The organism is Streptomyces sp. NPDC048142 (assembly GCF_043202835.1).
Taxonomy (GTDB): domain Bacteria; phylum Actinomycetota; class Actinomycetes; order Streptomycetales; family Streptomycetaceae; genus Streptomyces.
In genome coordinates this window covers 1-15,457 of record NZ_JBIDBC010000034.1, presented here as the reverse complement: position 1 = coordinate 15,457, position 15,457 = coordinate 1, and the positions used below count along the sequence as shown (strand labels likewise).

The 15,457-nt window shown below is 70.0% G+C and carries 19 protein-coding genes and 1 pseudogene; 13 read left to right on the top strand and 7 right to left on the bottom strand.

What is annotated here, in order from left to right; translation table 11 throughout:
• The first annotated feature begins 92 nt into the window (after nt 1-92).
• From ACGF2Y_RS30780 to ACGF2Y_RS30740, 9 genes are all read left to right on the top strand, one after another.
• Complete coding sequence (locus tag ACGF2Y_RS30780) at nt 93-536, top strand: MarR family winged helix-turn-helix transcriptional regulator (protein WP_030588591.1); 444 nt, start codon at nt 93-95, stop codon at nt 534-536.
• 237 nt (nt 537-773) lie between these two features.
• The gene (locus tag ACGF2Y_RS30775) at nt 774-2,219 is read left to right on the top strand and encodes an AMP-binding protein (RefSeq protein WP_392954276.1); all 1,446 of its coding nucleotides are present in this window, start codon (nt 774-776) and stop codon (nt 2,217-2,219) included.
• Nucleotides 2,219-2,497, top strand: coding sequence for an acyl carrier protein (locus ACGF2Y_RS30770; protein WP_392954274.1), 279 nt, complete (start codon nt 2,219-2,221; stop codon nt 2,495-2,497). Before ACGF2Y_RS30775 ends, ACGF2Y_RS30770 begins: the two co-directional genes overlap by 1 nt.
• 204 nt (nt 2,498-2,701) lie before the next feature.
• Nucleotides 2,702-3,076 (top strand): ectoine synthase, encoded by a 375-nt coding sequence (locus ACGF2Y_RS30765; protein WP_392954272.1) that lies wholly within the window; start codon nt 2,702-2,704, stop codon nt 3,074-3,076.
• Nucleotides 3,077-3,177: 101 nt separating this feature from the next.
• Complete coding sequence (locus tag ACGF2Y_RS30760) at nt 3,178-4,308, top strand: acyl-CoA dehydrogenase family protein (RefSeq protein ID WP_392954270.1); 1,131 nt, start codon at nt 3,178-3,180, stop codon at nt 4,306-4,308.
• Nucleotides 4,309-4,322: 14 nt separating this feature from the next.
• Nucleotides 4,323-5,096: a transglutaminase family protein gene (locus ACGF2Y_RS30755; RefSeq protein WP_392954268.1), complete on the top strand. Its 774-nt coding sequence runs from the start codon at nt 4,323-4,325 to the stop codon at nt 5,094-5,096.
• Between the two features lie 115 nt (nt 5,097-5,211).
• The gene (locus tag ACGF2Y_RS30750) at nt 5,212-6,027 is read left to right on the top strand and encodes a maleate cis-trans isomerase (RefSeq protein WP_392954266.1); all 816 of its coding nucleotides are present in this window, start codon (nt 5,212-5,214) and stop codon (nt 6,025-6,027) included.
• Nucleotides 6,024-6,266, top strand: coding sequence for a DUF6253 family protein (locus tag ACGF2Y_RS30745; RefSeq protein WP_392954264.1), 243 nt, complete (start codon nt 6,024-6,026; stop codon nt 6,264-6,266). The genes ACGF2Y_RS30750 and ACGF2Y_RS30745 overlap by 4 nt, the downstream gene beginning before the upstream one ends.
• 55 nt (nt 6,267-6,321) lie before the next feature.
• Entirely contained in the window at nt 6,322-7,074 is a 753-nt protein-coding gene (locus ACGF2Y_RS30740; protein WP_392954261.1) for a 4'-phosphopantetheinyl transferase family protein, read from the top strand.
• A gap of 148 nt (nt 7,075-7,222) precedes the next feature.
• Here the strand turns inward: ACGF2Y_RS30740 and ACGF2Y_RS30735 are convergent, their stop codons facing one another.
• Nucleotides 7,223-8,146, bottom strand: a complete 924-nt coding sequence (locus ACGF2Y_RS30735; protein ID WP_392954259.1) for a ScbA/BarX family gamma-butyrolactone biosynthesis protein — start codon at nt 8,144-8,146, stop codon at nt 7,223-7,225.
• Between the two features lie 240 nt (nt 8,147-8,386).
• Between ACGF2Y_RS30735 and ACGF2Y_RS30730 the strand changes: the two genes are divergently transcribed.
• The 3 genes from ACGF2Y_RS30730 (at nt 8,387) to ACGF2Y_RS30720 (ending at nt 10,691) form a co-directional block, all read left to right on the top strand.
• Nucleotides 8,387-9,064, top strand: a complete 678-nt coding sequence (locus ACGF2Y_RS30730; RefSeq protein ID WP_392954257.1) for a ScbR family autoregulator-binding transcription factor — start codon at nt 8,387-8,389, stop codon at nt 9,062-9,064.
• Nucleotides 9,065-9,204: 140 nt separating this feature from the next.
• Nucleotides 9,205-9,924, top strand: a complete 720-nt coding sequence (locus tag ACGF2Y_RS30725; protein ID WP_392954255.1) for an HAD family phosphatase — start codon at nt 9,205-9,207, stop codon at nt 9,922-9,924.
• Entirely contained in the window at nt 9,921-10,691 is a 771-nt protein-coding gene (locus ACGF2Y_RS30720; RefSeq protein WP_392954253.1) for an SDR family NAD(P)-dependent oxidoreductase, read from the top strand. The genes ACGF2Y_RS30725 and ACGF2Y_RS30720 overlap by 4 nt, the downstream gene beginning before the upstream one ends.
• Before the next feature lie 134 nt (nt 10,692-10,825).
• On the opposite strand, the gene ACGF2Y_RS30715 is transcribed toward ACGF2Y_RS30720, so the two are convergent.
• From ACGF2Y_RS30715 to ACGF2Y_RS30690, 6 genes are all read right to left on the bottom strand, one after another.
• A complete protein-coding gene (locus ACGF2Y_RS30715; RefSeq protein ID WP_392954251.1) occupies nt 10,826-11,242 on the bottom strand; it encodes a DMT family transporter in 417 nt (138 codons plus the stop codon).
• Between the two features lie 98 nt (nt 11,243-11,340).
• Nucleotides 11,341-11,661, bottom strand: a complete 321-nt coding sequence (locus ACGF2Y_RS30710; RefSeq protein ID WP_392954249.1) for a DMT family transporter — start codon at nt 11,659-11,661, stop codon at nt 11,341-11,343.
• A gap of 177 nt (nt 11,662-11,838) precedes the next feature.
• Nucleotides 11,839-12,318, bottom strand: a complete 480-nt coding sequence (locus ACGF2Y_RS30705) for a nucleoside deaminase (RefSeq protein ID WP_392954247.1) — start codon at nt 12,316-12,318, stop codon at nt 11,839-11,841.
• 134 nt (nt 12,319-12,452) lie between these two features.
• Nucleotides 12,453-13,631 (bottom strand): NADH:flavin oxidoreductase, encoded by a 1,179-nt coding sequence (locus ACGF2Y_RS30700; RefSeq protein WP_392954245.1) that lies wholly within the window; start codon nt 13,629-13,631, stop codon nt 12,453-12,455.
• 1 nt (nt 13,632) lies between these two features.
• Nucleotides 13,633-14,292, bottom strand: coding sequence for a DsbA family protein (locus ACGF2Y_RS30695; protein WP_392954243.1), 660 nt, complete (start codon nt 14,290-14,292; stop codon nt 13,633-13,635).
• Between the two features lie 216 nt (nt 14,293-14,508).
• Complete coding sequence (locus tag ACGF2Y_RS30690; RefSeq protein ID WP_392954374.1) at nt 14,509-14,844, bottom strand: hypothetical protein; 336 nt, start codon at nt 14,842-14,844, stop codon at nt 14,509-14,511.
• 365 nt (nt 14,845-15,209) lie between these two features.
• On the opposite strand from ACGF2Y_RS30690, the pseudogene ACGF2Y_RS30685 reads away from it, so the two are divergent.
• Nucleotides 15,210-15,362 (top strand): annotated as a pseudogene (locus ACGF2Y_RS30685) (transcriptional regulator); the annotation flags it as partial.
• Nucleotides 15,363-15,457 lie beyond the last annotated feature (95 nt).

Genomic DNA, 15,457 nt, shown 5'->3' with positions numbered 1-15,457 from the left:
CCGGACACCTCCTTGCGGGCGACAACTCTCCCCAGATGATTGCATGGGCATGTATCTTGTTGTTCATCGCAGTCGAGAAGGGGAGCCGTTCCATGACGATCCAGCAGCAGCCACGCGCCGCCTCCGATCAGACCATGTGGGAGGCCGTTCTCGGCCTGCACGCCTTCGTGGAGCGCCAGCTCGCGCACGCCCTGCAGCGCCGCTACGGCGTCGGACTGTCCGAGTACCGGGCCCTGGAGGCCCTCACCCAGGCGGAGAAGGGCGAATGCCGCATGCAGGAGCTCGCCGACCACATCGGCCTCGGCCAGAGCTCGGTCACCCGCCTGGTGGGACGCCTGGACAGCGCCGGCTACGCCTACAAGGACAACTGCGCCGACGACAAGCGCGGCGTCTTCGCCGTCATCACCGACGAGGGCCGCAAGCACTACCAGGATGCCCGCGCCACGTACGCCGACGTCCTCAGCTCGGCCCTCAACACCGCGAGCGCCGACGACCAGCTCGCACGGGCGGTGCAGGCGCTGCGCAGCGCCGCCTGACACGAGGACGACAGGCGGCGGGAGGCGTCCGGGGCAACCCGGCCCCCCGCCGTCTTTTGCATGTTCGGGCTTCTTCACCGGCGCAAGGGCCTGTGACCTGGATCACTCGAACCTCATATCTATTTGCTTGACCATGCATATAGAAGCGCGTAGGTTCTCTCTCGTAGCCAAGACAGCCCATCCACCGAGGGGGGACCGTTGCCTTCGCCTCGCCTGTTGCAGGCATTCAGCAGACACGTGCAGGAACAGCCCGACCGCACCGCGCTCGTCTTCGCCGGACAACAGGTCACCTACGCGGACCTGGAGCGGCTGACCGGCCGCGCCGCCGCGGACCTCGACGGCGCCGGCTTCGGATCCGTACGCGCCCTGTGCGTCCCGGCCCACAAGTCGCCGGAGACCGTCGCGCTGCTGCTGGCGGCATGGCGTCAGGGGATCAACACCCTGGTCCCGTCGCCCGCCCTGGGCGCCGCCGCCCTGTCCACGCTCACCGCCCAGACCCGCGGCCCGCTGCTGGCCACCGCGGTCACCGGCGGCGGCGTGACCCTGACGCGGGAGGAGGCCGACCCCGCGCTGGCGGACGGCTTCAGCGCCCCCGACCCCGAGGAGTCGCTGCTGACCCTCACCACCTCCGGGTCCACCGGCGTACCCAAGCTCGTCCCGGTCCGCACCGAGGCCTTCGACCGCTTCGGCGACTGGGCCACGGCGAAGTTCGGGATCGACGGCGACACCAGTTCGCTGAGCTTCTCCCCGCTCAACTTCGACCTGGCACTCCTGGACGTCTGGACGGTGCTGGAGGCCGGCGGCACCGTCGTGCTGGCCGACGCCGGGGCCAGCGGGGACGCGGGCTATCTGCGTGACCTCACGCAGGGCAACGACGTCACCCTGGTCCAGGGGGTGCCCCTGCTGCACCGGCTCCTGGCCGCGGACGGCGCCCGCTACCCGGCGGTCCGCACGGTCGTGTTCACCGGGGAGGCCGTCTCCGAGCAGGGACTGCGGGACGCGCTCGCCGCGTGCCCGGCCGCCCGCTTCCACAACGTCTTCGGCTGTACGGAGACCAACGACAGCTTCATCCACGACATCGATCCGGGCGCGTACACGCACCCGCTGCCCATCGGCGTACCGATCGACGGCACCGACGCCGTGCTGCTGATCGAAGGGGCCGACGGCACCGAGGTCCTGCGCGGCCCCGGCACCGGCGAACTGCTCGTGCACACGCCCTTCCAGACCTGCGGCTATCTGGAACAGGCCCGCAACGCGCACGCCTTCATGCCGGACCCCCGCGGCGGCGGCGCCATGTTCTACCGCACCGGCGACCTCGTCCACCGCGACGCCGACGGCCGCTACTTCCTCCAGGGGCGTACCGACTTCCAGGTCAAGGTGCGCGGCGTGCGCACCAACACCCTGGAGGTCGAGACCGTCCTCGGCGCCCACCCGGACGTCATCGAGGCCGCCGTCGTCGCACTGCCCTGCCCCGAGGCCGGCACCCGGCTGCACGCCGAAGTGGTGCGCCGGGACGGCACCTCCCTGAGCACGCTGGGCCTGCGGGCGTACGCGGCGAAGCACCTGCCGCGGCACGCCGTGCCCAGCTCGGTCGGGCTCGCCCGCACTCCGCTGCCGAAGACCCCGACCGGCAAGCCCGACCGTAATTCGATCAAGAACACCCAACTGAACGGAGCCTCTTGATGAGCACCATGAACACCGGTGGCAACGACCCGATCCGCGCCTACATCGTCAATGAGTTCCTGGCCGGGGAGGACGCCGAGGACCTGACCGACGACTTCGACCTGATCGAGAGCACCGTCGTGAACAGCCTCGGCCTGGTCCGCCTCATCTCCTGGATATCCGACACGTACAGCATCCCCGTCGACGACATCCCGCTGGAGCCGGCCGCCTACCGCACGCTCGCCGACATCCGCAGCTTCGTCAGCCAGGCCGCTCCGGCGGCCGCGGCCGCGAGCTGACGGACCGGCCTCTCCCGCCGCACGACGCGCACGACGCGCACAAACCCGCGCGACTCTCACGTACCGCACAACCGGCACCACCCGCACCGCCGCTCAACCCGCACCACCCGCACCACCCGCACCACCCGCCCATGACCGCACGACTCGCCCAGGCGGCGCACCACCAGCACACGTCCAGAACTCAGCGATGACAGGAGTACTCCCATGATCGTCCGTTCTCTTTCCGACGTCCCCGCAGTCGAGTGGGGCAGCGGCACCAGTCACCGCCTGCTCACCGAAGCCGACGGTATGGGCTTCACCGTCTGCGAGACGCTGGTCCGCCAGGGCACGTCGAGTGCGCTCCAGTACCTCGGCCACCTGGAGGCCTGCTACTGCATCGGCGGCTCGGGTGAGGTCGTCACCACGGAGGGCGTCCACCACAAGATCGCCACCGGGACCATCTACGCCCTGGACAAGAACGACGCCCACCACCTGATCGCCTCCGACGACGAGGACCTCCTCCTCGTCTCCGTGTTCAGCCCTGCGCTGCGGGGCGACGAGAAGCACTCGCTCTCCGAGGACGGCTTCTCCCGCTACTGATCCGCGAGGCCGGGTGCGGGGCCGCGTCGGCGCGGCCCCGCACCCGGCTCCCCCCCACGCCCCGCGCCCCACGGCCCCGCGAAAGGCAAGGCAGAACACCCATGTCAGCAGAGAAGGCCGCAGACACCTACGGCGTCACAGCGCCTTACGGCGACGAGCTGAACGACGACGTCACCCGCTGGGACCGCGCCGCCGAGTTCCCGCACGAGAAGTGGAAGCCGCTCCAGCGGTCCGGGCTCTTCACCCTCCCCTTCGCCCCGGAGTACGGCGGCGCCGGCCGGACGCTCACCGAGACCATGGCCGCGCTGGAGGGCCTCGGTCACACCAGCCGGGACGCCGGCCTGAACTTCTCGGCGTCCACGCAGATCGTCAGCGTCGGCATCCCGCTCCAGGCGTTCGGCTCCGAGGACCTGCGCGGCCGCTACCTGCCGCGGGTCACCTCGGGCGAGGCCATCACCGCACACGCGATCACCGAGCCGAGTCACGGCTCGGACGTGATGAACATCCGGACCACGGCCGTCCGCGAGGGCGACGAGTACGTCCTCAACGGCGGCAAGATGTTCATCACCAACGCCCCGGTCGCCGACCTCTTCCTGCTCTACGTCCGTACCGGCAAGCCGGGCGCCTTCGGGCTGAGCACCTTCCTCGCCGAGCGCGGCACACCGGGCCTGACGATCGGCGAGCCGCTGGAGACGATGGGGCTGCGCACCTCCCCGATCAGCGAGGTCATGCTCGAGGACGTGCGGCTGCCTGTCGGCAACCGGCTGGGCAGCGAGGGCGCCGGCTTCCTGATCATGGATTACGTGATGAAGCGGGAGGTCCTCTTCTCCTTCGCCGTCAACCTCGGCGAGATGACCCACCGGCTGAAGCGGGTGGTCGAACACGCCACCACCCGGCAGCAGTTCGGCAGCGCCATCGGCAAGAACCAGGCGGTCGCCCACAAGATCGCGGACATGAAGATCGCCGTGGAGACGGCCCGCAAGTGGCTGTACGACACCGGCCACAAGGTCGAGCAGGGCAAGGACGCCTCGACGGACGTGGCCGCCACCAAGATCGTCGTCAGCGAGGCCAACCAGCTCACCGCCCAGCACGCGATCCAGATCTTCGGCGCCCGCGGCTACCTGACCGGCACGGGCATCGAGCGCGAGCTCCGCAACGCCACCGCCGGCTCCATCTACTCCGGCACCAACGAAATCCAGCGCAACTGCATCGCCGCCCTGATGGGCCTGTGACGAGAGGCACCCTCATGACCGACACCCTGGCCCACGCCACGGCCACGCAGCCGACCGCCGACGCCACGCCCGAGCAGCCGACCACGGACGCCACGCCCGAGCAGCTGACCGCCGACGATCTCGCCCGCCTCACGGCGGCCACCGACTTCCTCGACCACGAGCACGAGCGCGTCAAGGCCTTCGTCGACAAGGCCCTGGACAAGATCGACCGCGAGAACGCCGATCAGGTCGACCTCGCCGTCGCCCTCTACTACGCGGTGCGCGACGGCATCCACTACGAGGTCTACGACGCCAGCCTGTCGCCGGACGGCCTGAAGGCGTCCAGCATCATCGCCGGCGGCAAGGGCTTCTGCCTGCACAAGTCGGTGCTCTACGCCGCCTGCTGCCGTGCCGTCGGCATCCCCGCCCGGCTGCACTACAGCGACGTACGCAACCACCTGGCCTCCGACCGGCTGCGCTCCTACATCGGCGGCGACGTCTTCTTCCACGGCCTGGCCACCGTGTATCTCGAAGGCCGCTGGCTGCAGGTGACCCCGGTCTTCAACAAGCTCCTGTGCCGGCTGTACGGCATGACCCCGCTGGAGTTCGACGGCCGCTCCGACAGCCTCTACCACCCTTTCGACGCGCAGGGGCGGCAGAGCATGGAGTTCCTCACCGACCACGGCGACTTCGACGACGTCCCGCACGCGTTCGTGATGGACACCATGCGCCGCAAGCACCCGAAGTTCCTGAACGCGGACGGCACCGGCACGGTCAGCGGCGGTTCGCTCGCCGACGAAGCGGCCTGACCCGCGGCGTCGCGGTTCCCGTGACGAGCCGCGACGCCGTCCCCGTAACGCCACAGCAGAAACGACCCAGCAGAAACGACCCAGCAGAAGAACAGCAGACAAGGAGAAGCACCCCATGACGCAGTTCCAGGCCCGTGAGGACGGCTGGGCCGTGGCCGCCCGCGTCGGTGTCGTCGTCCCGCACGCGGACGTCGGGCCCGAGTCCGAGCTCCAGGCGATGGCACCGCGCGACGTCTACATCCACGGTTCACGCGTCCACTTCGGGGCGATGCGCCCCGGCGGGGAGATGGACCCCAAGATCCCGCACGACCCGGTGCGCGCCTTCATCGACCCGCCCTTCATCGACGACGCCGTCGAGCTGCTCGCCGCCGCCCCGCTGGACTCCATCGCCCTGGGGTTCACCAGCTCGGCCTACGTCCTGGGCGCCGCCGGCGAGCGGAAGCTGTTCGAGCGGCTCGCGACGCGGACCCGTGGCATCCCGCTCACCGGCACGACCCACGCGGCCGCGGCCGGCTTCCAGGCTCTGGGCGCCGAGCGGATCGCGCTCGTCAACCCGCCGTGGTTCGACGACGAGTTGTCGGCGCTGGGCGCCTCGTACTTCGGCGAGCGGGGCTTCGACGTCGTCCACCACGCCCCCTGCGGCCTCCCCAGCAACCAGAAACTGATCACACCGGAGGCGCTGGTGCAGTGGATCGAGACCGCCGTCGCCCCGCAGCGGCCGCAGGCGGTGCTGGTCGCCGGCAACGGCATCCGCGCGGTGGGCACCATCTCGGGCCTGGAGGAGCGGCTCGGGTTTCCCGTGCTCACCGCGAACCAGGTGCTCTTCTGGCACGCGCTGCACGCCGCCGGCGGCAGCGGGGCGGCCGCGCGGATCACCGACTACGGAGCCCTGTTCGGCGTCCGCCCCGAGGGCGCGGGTGCGGCCCGATGAGCATGCTGCCCGCGTACGGCTACCAGGCCGCCGTGCAGGAGACCTGCGATACGCCGGAGTACCACCTCCCGCTCGTGTGCTGGCACGACGACGGGGCCGGTGTGCGCGGCCTGGTGCTGTACCGCGGGGCGCTGCGCCCGGCGGAGCAGGTGCCGGGGTTCCGGCGCTATCTCGCCTCCGAGGACCTGGAGCAGCACGCCATGACCGGCCCGTGGCCGCTGCTCGCAGCAACCGCCTGATCCGAACCGTGGCGGGGGCCGGCCGGGTCCCCGCCGCATCAGGAGCCGTATCGATATGACACACGACCTCAAGTGGTCCGACGCTCCTCCGGGAGAGGTCCTCGATCCGGTCGGCGTCTGGATCGTCCGGGCCCCGGCCGGGCAGCACCTCACGCCCGGCGGGGACCCGCCCGACTGGCTCGACGAGAAGGAACGGCGCCGGCTGGCAGGGATACCGCAGCCGGCCGGCCGGGAGGCCTACGTCTTCGCCCACTGGGCGCTGCGGAGCGTTCTCGGGTCCTCGCTCGGCTGCTCACCCAGGAGCGTCGGTTTCCTGCGGCAGCCGTGTCCCGGCTGCGGCGGGGCGCACGGAAGGCCGGCCATCCGCGATCCGGACCCGGCCGGCGAACCGCCCGAGTTCTCGATGTCGCACAGCGGGGACCACGTCGCCATCGCGGTCGCCGAGGCCACCATCGGCATCGACATCGAGTCCTGGCCGACCCCGGAATCCGTCGCCGGCTACCTGCCGTTCCTCCACCCGAAGGAACAGGAGTGGCTGGGCGGCCGCCCGGACGACGAACTCGTCCGGGACTTCGCCCGCCTGTGGACCCGCAAGGAGGCCATGGCCAAAGCGACGGGACAGGGCATGGCCGCCATCATGAACCGGCTGGATCTCACCGGTCAGCCACTCGGCTGGCGGGTGCGGCAGCTGCTCGCACCACCCGGGTACGAGGCCAGCTTCGCGGTCCCGGCCTCGGTGCACGTCGCGGTCACCGTGCACGAGGAGCTCCCGGAGCCGATGCCGCAGCCGCAGCCGGTACGGGCCTGACCGGCGGCGGGCCCGGACCGTTACAGGCCCGGCCCGGCCCGGAACAGGCCGGCCCACCCGGCGGCGGGCGGCCCGTATGTCCCTCTGGGGGATACGGGCCGCCCGCCGCGCTGTGCGTGTGGGGGACGCCGGACTGCCCTTGGATCGTCTAGATCGTCACCTCGGACGTGAACACCCGGACGCCGTGCTGCTCGACCGACACACCCACGCGGCGCCGGCCCGTACCGTCCGGGACCGGCTCACCGGCCACGACGACGGCGGGGGCGTCGAGCTCGACGTACCGCGCGAAGTGCGTCTCCATCCCGTGGACGGCCGAGGAACCGCCACCGACGGCGTGCGCCGCCTGCCGGGCGGCTTCGAGGAGGAGCATCCCGGGCGCGTGGTCGACGGCGTGGTCGAACAGCACCGGGTGTGTGGGGTCCACCCGCAGCATCCACCGTCCGGGCCCCGCGCCCGCAGCCGGTGAGAGCACCACGTCGTCCGGGGAGATCCGGTCCACCCGGTGCGGCTCCACGGGCGGGCCCGCCGGGAGGCAGTTCGCGAGCGCGGCGTCGACGTCCGCGTAACTCCCGCGCAGCCGCCGGTATATGGCCGCGGGCTGGTTGTTGAAGCGGGTGTGCGCGGTGCCCATCAGCCGCTCCCCCAGGTGGACTTCGACGTCCATCGTCATGCCGGCGAACCTGCTGCCGCGGCGGAGCACGTCCGAGCAGGTCACCACCATGCGCACCTCCTCGTCGACGGTGGTCACCAGCGACGCCAGCGGGTCGACCGAGAATCTGAAGTGCTCCCACGCCTGCTTGTACTCCCGCGGAACGTCGTGCACGGCGTGGGACAGCAGCGGCACCGCCTGGCGCACGCTCTCGGCGAGCAGCATCGGGTCGTACGCACCCCGCACCGGCCGGTAGAAGGCGTGCCCCCGCGGCCAGCGCCCCGTGAGCACATAGCGCCCCGGGGCCTGCTCGGCCCACGTCGCGAGCAGGACTTCCTCACTCCGAAGCTTGTGCACCTGCCACTGGTGCACCTGCGACTGCTGGACCGGCTGGACTTCACGGCTCAGTACAGAAACAGACAACTTGGCCCCCCAAGATCGGTAGTTGATGCGGGTGACTACACAGCGATGCGTGCAGGCAACTCCGTGTACCCGACTCAAAAATAATGATCCTTCTGTTTTCTCGCGTCAAGGGGTGCGGCATTCTGATTTTCTCGAAGGGCAATTTACCGCCACACCCATCTAATCCAGCCATAACGGACTTGCTAGGACCGGAGTCGACTCGGGTAACGTAAGGAGCATTCTTTTTGGGAAGGTGAAGATATGGCGCAACTGAAGCAAGAACGGGCGGAACAGACCCGCCGCGTTCTCCTGCACGCCGCCGCAGAGGTGTTTGACGAGTTCGGTTACGCGGGAGCCAGCATCACCCGCATCCTCAAGCGCGCCGGCGTGACGGCAGGGGCGCTCTATTTCCACTTCGGTTCGAAGGAGGACCTGGCCAGGGCGGTGATGAACAGCCAGCCGGAGACCCTCGTCCCGCTGCTCGCCGCCGGCGGACTGCAGCGGCTCATCGACCTCACCCTGGTGTGGTCGTGGCAGCTCCAGCGCGACCCGCTGCTCCGGGCCGGCGTACGGCTGACGAACGAACAGGCCGCCATGGGCGGTTCCCTGAACGCCGACCCGTACGAGAACTTCCGCGGAATCATGACCGGGTGTCTGCACGAGGCGCGGGACGCGGGTGAGCTGCAGCCAGGCATCGATCCGACCGTGGTCGCGGAGTTCGTGGTCGCCGCCTGTACGGGGATGCAGATGTACTCCAACGTCGTGAGCGGTCGCGAGGACCTTCCCGAGCGCACCCAGCAGTTGTGGAATCTACTCCTCCCGGGCATCGCGGTCCCATCGGTGATCATCCGCGCCGACGCGACCCCCGCCCGCGGCAACGCACTGATGCCCGAAAAGCCTGAACCGTCCGGACAGCCCGAACCGTCCGACTCACCCTGACCGCACAGCGCGACCAACCCGACAGCTCGACCAGTGCGACCAGTGCGACCAACTCGACAGCCCGACAGCCCGACAGCTCGACCAGATCCGCCCGACTGCCCTGCCCGCCCCGTCCGTTACGACGATCACTACGGAGCCGCATGCTTTCCCTGCGCCTGGCCGCCCTGAACATCGACGGTGTCCTGCTCAACGACACCTTCAGCCCGGTCATCCACCACTTCATCGTCAGCAGAGGCGGTACGTACTCCGCCGAGCTGGAAAGATCCATATTCTCCCAGCCGCAGCACATCGCCGGCCGGCTGCTCTCGGCCGCCGTGGGCGGTGACATGACGGGCGAGGAAGCGCTCGCCGCCTACTTCGAGGACCGCGCCGCCCACCTCGACCGCCACCCGGTCACGATCACGCCGGGCACACACGACCTGCTCCTCCGGCTGCGGGGAGCGGGCCTGCTCACGGTCTGCTACGGCGGTCTGCGCAAGGACCACTTCGACCACCATCTGGGCCGTTACGCCGACCTGTTCGACGGACCCGGCTACGTCTGCACCAACGACTTCCGCCCCGGCCTCAGAGAGATCACCGAGGACGTGTTCGAGCTCCGCCCCGCCCAGGCCCTCTTCGTCGACGACGTCGCCCGGGTCGCCGACGTGGCCCGCGAGCTCGGCGCCGCCTTCGTCGGCCGCCCCTCCGACTTCGTCCACAGCCACCAGCGCGCACTGATGCGGGAGGCGGGCGTGCGTCATCTGATCAGCGGTCTCGACGCGCTCGACGACGGTCTGTTGCACCGGATCGACCTGGAGATGCGCTCGGACACGCTGTGGAGCGCCCCCCTGTCCGCGGCCGGCCAGGGGATGTACGCATGACGCCGGGCGGACCGCTGCTGCCCGGGAAGGTGGCGCTGATCACCGGTGCTTCCAGCGGAATCGGCGCCGCGGCGGCCCGGCACTTCGCCGACGAGGGAGCCGCCGTCGTGCTCGTGGCCCGCAGGGCGGAGCTGGTCGAGGAGGTCGCCGAGCGCATCAGGAAGGACGGCGGCCAAGCCGTGGCCGTACCGGGCGACGTCACCAGCCGGGCGGACATGGACCACGCGGTCGCCACGGCGGTCGACCGGTTCGGCAAGCTCGACTGCGCGTTCAACAACGCCGGTTACGCCAGCGCCGGAACGATCCTGCACGAACTCCCCGACGACGTCTTCGAACGCACCCTGGACGTCAATCTGCGCGGTGTGTGGAACTGTCTGCGCGCCCAGATCCCCGCGATGCTGCCGGCCGGAGCCGGTTCGGTCGTCAACACCTCCAGCGTCGCGGGCGTACGCGCCACCTCCGCATCGGCGCCCTATGTGGCGGCGAAGCACGCGGTCCTCGGCCTGACCAGGGCGGCGGCCGCCGAGTACGGCGAGTTCGGCATCCGCGTCAACGCCCTCGTGGTGGGCAGCACCGATACGGAGATGATGGACGGCATCCTCGCGACCGGGCCCTCCGTGCGCGCCGCCTTCGGCGGCAAGGCGATCCAGCAGCGTCTCGCCGATCCGGTGGAGATCGCCCGCGCCGCCGCCTGGCTCTGCTCGGACGCCTCGTCCTTCACCACCGGAACCGCCCTCGCCGTGGACGGCGGCAGAACCGCGAAGTGACGGGGCACGCGTACGCCCCAGGCGCCTGCTCCCCTGATCGGAAAGGGGCAGCAGGCGCCTGGGGCGTACTGTCGCGAGATCGCTGGCGCCGGACACCGGACGTGCGACACCGGACACCGGACTCCGGAAGAGCGTCAGACCTGAACCGCAGTGGGCCGGTCCGCGAGCTGCCCGGACTCCTGGGTCCCGGCGGCCGCCTCGGGCTTCGTACGGTCGGCGAGCTTGAGCCAGATGACCCCGACGATGATGACGGCCAGCCAGATGCCCTTGGCCAGGGTGAGGGTCTCGTCGAAGAAGAGCGGGCCGAGCACCGCGGCGCCGACCGCGCCGATACCCGCCCAGACGGCATAGCCGATGCTCACGTCGATGGTGCGGAGGGCGAGGCTCAGTGCGTAGAGCGTCAGCAGGAAGAACACCACCGCGACCAGGGACCAGGTCAGGACGGTGAAGCCCTCGCTGCCGCCGACGGCGAGCGCGTACCCGATCTCGAAGCCTCCGGCGAGAAGGAGCGAGAGCCAGGCGTTGGTGGAGCTCTTGGCTGCGTTGGACATGGGAGGTGAGTCCTCTCTCAGTGATGGCGTCAGGTGGTTGCGCGGAGGTGCGGTGCTGGGGTGCGGTACGAGCCAGGCCGGGAGTTCGGGCTCCGGGCTCAGGCGGAACCGCTCAGCTGCAGGCCGACGACGCCACCGATGACGAGGACGATGCCGATCGCCTTGTTCCAGTTCAGACGCTGGCCGAAGAACAGCGCTCCGAGGAGGGTGATGCCGACGCCGGCGACGGACGTCCACAGGGCGTAGCCGACGCCGACGTCGAAGGTCAGCAGCGCCTTGCTGAGAAAGAAGGTCGCGGCGGCACCGCTGGCCAAGGTGATGCCGGTCCACTTGCGGTTCTTGAAGCCCTCGGCCTTTCCGGCGGCGATGGCGACCAAGATCTCGAAGGCGACGGCGATGGCGAGGTAGAGCCAGTGCATGGGAGGTCCTTCCGTGCGGTGGATGAGCGGGAGTGAACTGAAGTGAGGGGAGTGAGCTGACGTGCGGGGAGTGAGCTGACGGCGGGTGGGGTGAACCGATACGCGAGGAGTGAGCTGAGCTGACGTACGAGGCTCCTCGGCCGGCGCGCGGCCCGGCCCGGGTCGAGGGATCCTCGGCTAGCGCACGGCCCGGCTCAGAGTGAGGAAGTCATGGAACGGCTGCTCCGCTTCGGGGAGTTGGAGCGCCGTGACCTTGATGGGCCAGTCCGCCGGGTCCTCGGCGAAGAGGGTGTACGTGCTCGTGTAGTCGAAGCCGTACTGTGCGGCGGTCCTGCGGTCGGCGGCGTGCACGATGTGGCCGATGCCGGCGTACCGCGCTGCCAGGTAGCACAGGGCACAGGGTTCACCGGAGGCGATCAGGGTGGCTCCCGCCACGGAGCGGATCCCGTGCTTGGTGGTGGCCTCCCGGAGGGCGACGACCTCGGCGTGGGCGGTCGGGTCGTTGTCCTCGCGGACCCGGTTGAAGCCGGTCCCCAGGATCCGTCCGCCGCCCACAACCACGCCGGAGAAGGGAATGCCCCCCTGCGCGACGTGTTCGCGGCTGAGCCGGATCGCTTCGTGGGCGTAGCCCAGCAGTTCGCTTTCGTGTGTACCCATGAGCGGTTCGTCTCCCGAGTTGCCCGGTTGCCCTATATCGTCCATTTGCCTGCACATGCAAGAGAATGTTTCCCGCAAGGCGCCGCTGAAAGCTTGGCTCGCAGGACCACTCTTGCATGTGCATCTAAAAACTGTCAAGCGTTTACGTGCGTACGGGCGTTGCCCAAGGTCGCCAGCGGTTCGAGCAGCTGGGGGTCGAACGCCGCCCGGACCGTGCCCGCGGCCACCCGGCGCGGCAGGTCGGGGTTGGCCAGCGCGGCCGTCCCGATCGCCAGGACGTCGGCGTGCCGCTCGTCCAGGACGCGCCGCGCCACCGCGTCCCGGTGCAGCCCGCCGTTGGCGATCACGGGAAGTCCGGTGACCGTCCGGGCCAGCGCGGCAAGCGTCCGGCCCTCCGGGAACCAGTCCCGTGCGCTGCCCGCGAGATGCAGATAGTCGGCCCCGGCCGTGGCGGCCGCCGTGAAGACGGCGCGCGCCTCGGCGTCACCTCCCGGCCACTGCCACGCGGGATCGTTGATCTTCCCCTGGGAGAGCCGGACGCCGACCGTGAAGCCGGCCCCGGCCGCGCCTCTGACCTCGGCCGTCACCTCCCGTACGAGCCGCAGGCGCTCCTCCACGTCACCGCCGTATTCATCGGTGCGCAGGTTGGTGTACGGGGTGAGGAACTGGTCGAGCAGATAGCCGTTGGCCGCGTGGATCTCCACGCCGTCGAAGCCGGCGTCGCGGGCGCGGACCGCGGCGGCGGCGAAGCCGTCGACGGTCTCGGCGATCTGGCGGCGGGTCATCTCCATCGGTACGGGCCAGGGGCCGCTGCCGCGGTACTTGGCCAGCTGCTCGCCCAGCGGACGTACCGCCGAGGGGCCCGCGGCCCGGTCGCGGAACCGGTTGCCCTGCGCGAGGGCACCGGCGTGCATCAGCTGCAGGACGACGCGCGCCCCGGCGGCATGCGCCCGCTCGACCACGGGCCGCCAGGCGGCGGCCTGGGCCTCGTCCGTGATCCCGGGCTGGTGCAGGTACCCCTGGCTGAAGGCCCTGTCGGTGTAGGTCCCCTCGGTGATCAGGAGCCCGAAGCCGCCCTCGGCGAAGGCCGCGTAGTAGTCGGCCATCTCCGGTGTGGCCCGGCCGTCCTCGGTCGCGGAGATCCGGGTCATGGGGGCGACGGCGAATCTGTTGCACAGCTCAAGACCCGCGAACCGGCAGGCGGCGAGAGCGGGATGGCTGCCGGACGGTTCAACGGCCGTGCCGGACTGCTCAACAGCGATGGCGGACGGCTCAGCAGGTACGCCGGACGACTCGGCGGCGGTGCCGGACAACTCAGCAGCTCCCGTCGATGCCGCAGGCGGCGCCGTAGACGGCGGCGTCCTCCGCCTGCCGCGCCTGGGCGTCCAGAATCGCCTTGCGCAACTGGGCGGGACGCGGAACGCCTTCGATCCGGGTGTCACCGATGAGCATGGTGGGAACGGCCTGCACCCGGTGCGCCGCCGCTTCCCGCAGCGCCTCCTGGTGCCGGGCGCGATAGGTGCCGTCCGCCAGCGCGGCCCGGAACCCGGCCTCGTCCAGACCGACCTCACCGGCCAGGGCGACGAGGACGTCGACCTGCCCCAGGTCCTGGCTCTCCTGGAAGAAGGCGCGGAACATCCGCCGGGTGTACGCGGTCCCCCGGCCGTGCTCGGCCGCGTACTGGTAGCCCTCGAAGGCGAGGGCGGTGTAGGGCTGGGGAGACACGTCGGGGAGCGTGATGTCGACCCCCAGACGGCGGGCCATGGGGTAGACGGCGCGCTTCCAGATGTCGGGCAGGTAGTCGTCCTCCGGCCGCAGGGTGGGCTGGGGGTGGGGACGCAGCTCGAAAGGCATCCACTCGACCTCCACCTCGGCGCCGACGTCGTCGATCGCCTCTTCGAGGGGGCCTTCGGCCAGCATGCAGAAGGGGCAGACGTAGTCGGACCAGATCTTGATCTTCACGGGATCAGCCATGCGCAGACCTCCAGGTCAATGATCGCGCAAGCAACAACTTCCCCCGGCAGGGCGGCAGGAGTTGACGGACGGCCAGAAGGTTGCACGATCATGCACTTTAGTGTCAAGTCCGCCTGGCCGGGGCGGGCCGGAACCGGCGGGAAGTCCCGCACCCGCACTCGGCCCGCCCCACCCAGCTCAACCCGGCCGCACCCCACCCGCCCCGCTCAGCTCAGCTCAGCTCAGCAACGCGTACGCCGCGTTGAACAGGATCAACGTGTGCACGAACCGCCCCGTGCGCGTGGGCGGGTACCGCCACATCAGCGGCCAGGTGTCCCCGCCGAGCGCCGGGACGGGTACGTAACTGATCCGGCCCGTCGCCGCGTTGAAGGGAGTCACCCCGCGCGGCCACGGCCGCCCGGCCGTCGACCCCGCCGGAACGAGGAAGTACACCCCGCGCCGGCCGTTCGACTCGGAGACGACCGGCCCCGGTTCACCACCGACCAGCTCCTCCATCAGGTCGGCCAGCCGCCGCCCGTCGTCGCCGTCCGCGCGGACGGCGTCGAATTGCACGCCCGCCTTGCGGAGTTGGAATCCGGAGTCCGGAACCCACTCGATATTCCGCTCACCATTCAGTGCATTCACAAGACGATTGTGACCGCGATCACCTAGCGTTCTCCATGAATGGCGAGCGTCGTCGCACAGCCGTTGACCTGCGCGAACTTCGCTGTTGGGCAGTTGATTTCGGCCACATCGCGTAGTGACCGGTTGAGTTCGGTTGAGTCGAAAAGAGATCACGTCATGGCAAGTGCGGGGAACAAGGAATCGGCCAGTCCGACGGCACGCATGATCGCTGAGGTGGCACGGATGCTGCGTATCCAGCGCGGGTGGACGCAGGAGCAGGAGGGCACGGAGATCGGCTATTCGGCGGCGGCGGCCAGCGCCGCAATGTCACGCTGCTGGTGCTGCCCCTGGACGCCGGGAAGTACGGGGAGTATGCCGGTGCTCGCGGCGCGATGACCTTGGTGGAGACCCCGGCGCACGAGCATCTCGTCTATCTGGAGCCGCAGGACGAGAGTCTGCTGATCAGTCACGGCAGCTGTAGTTCCAGCGTCTGTGCTGGTCGGGGCGGGTGCGGGCATGAGTACGGCCACCGCGATCATGAACGTTTGTGACGACGTATCAG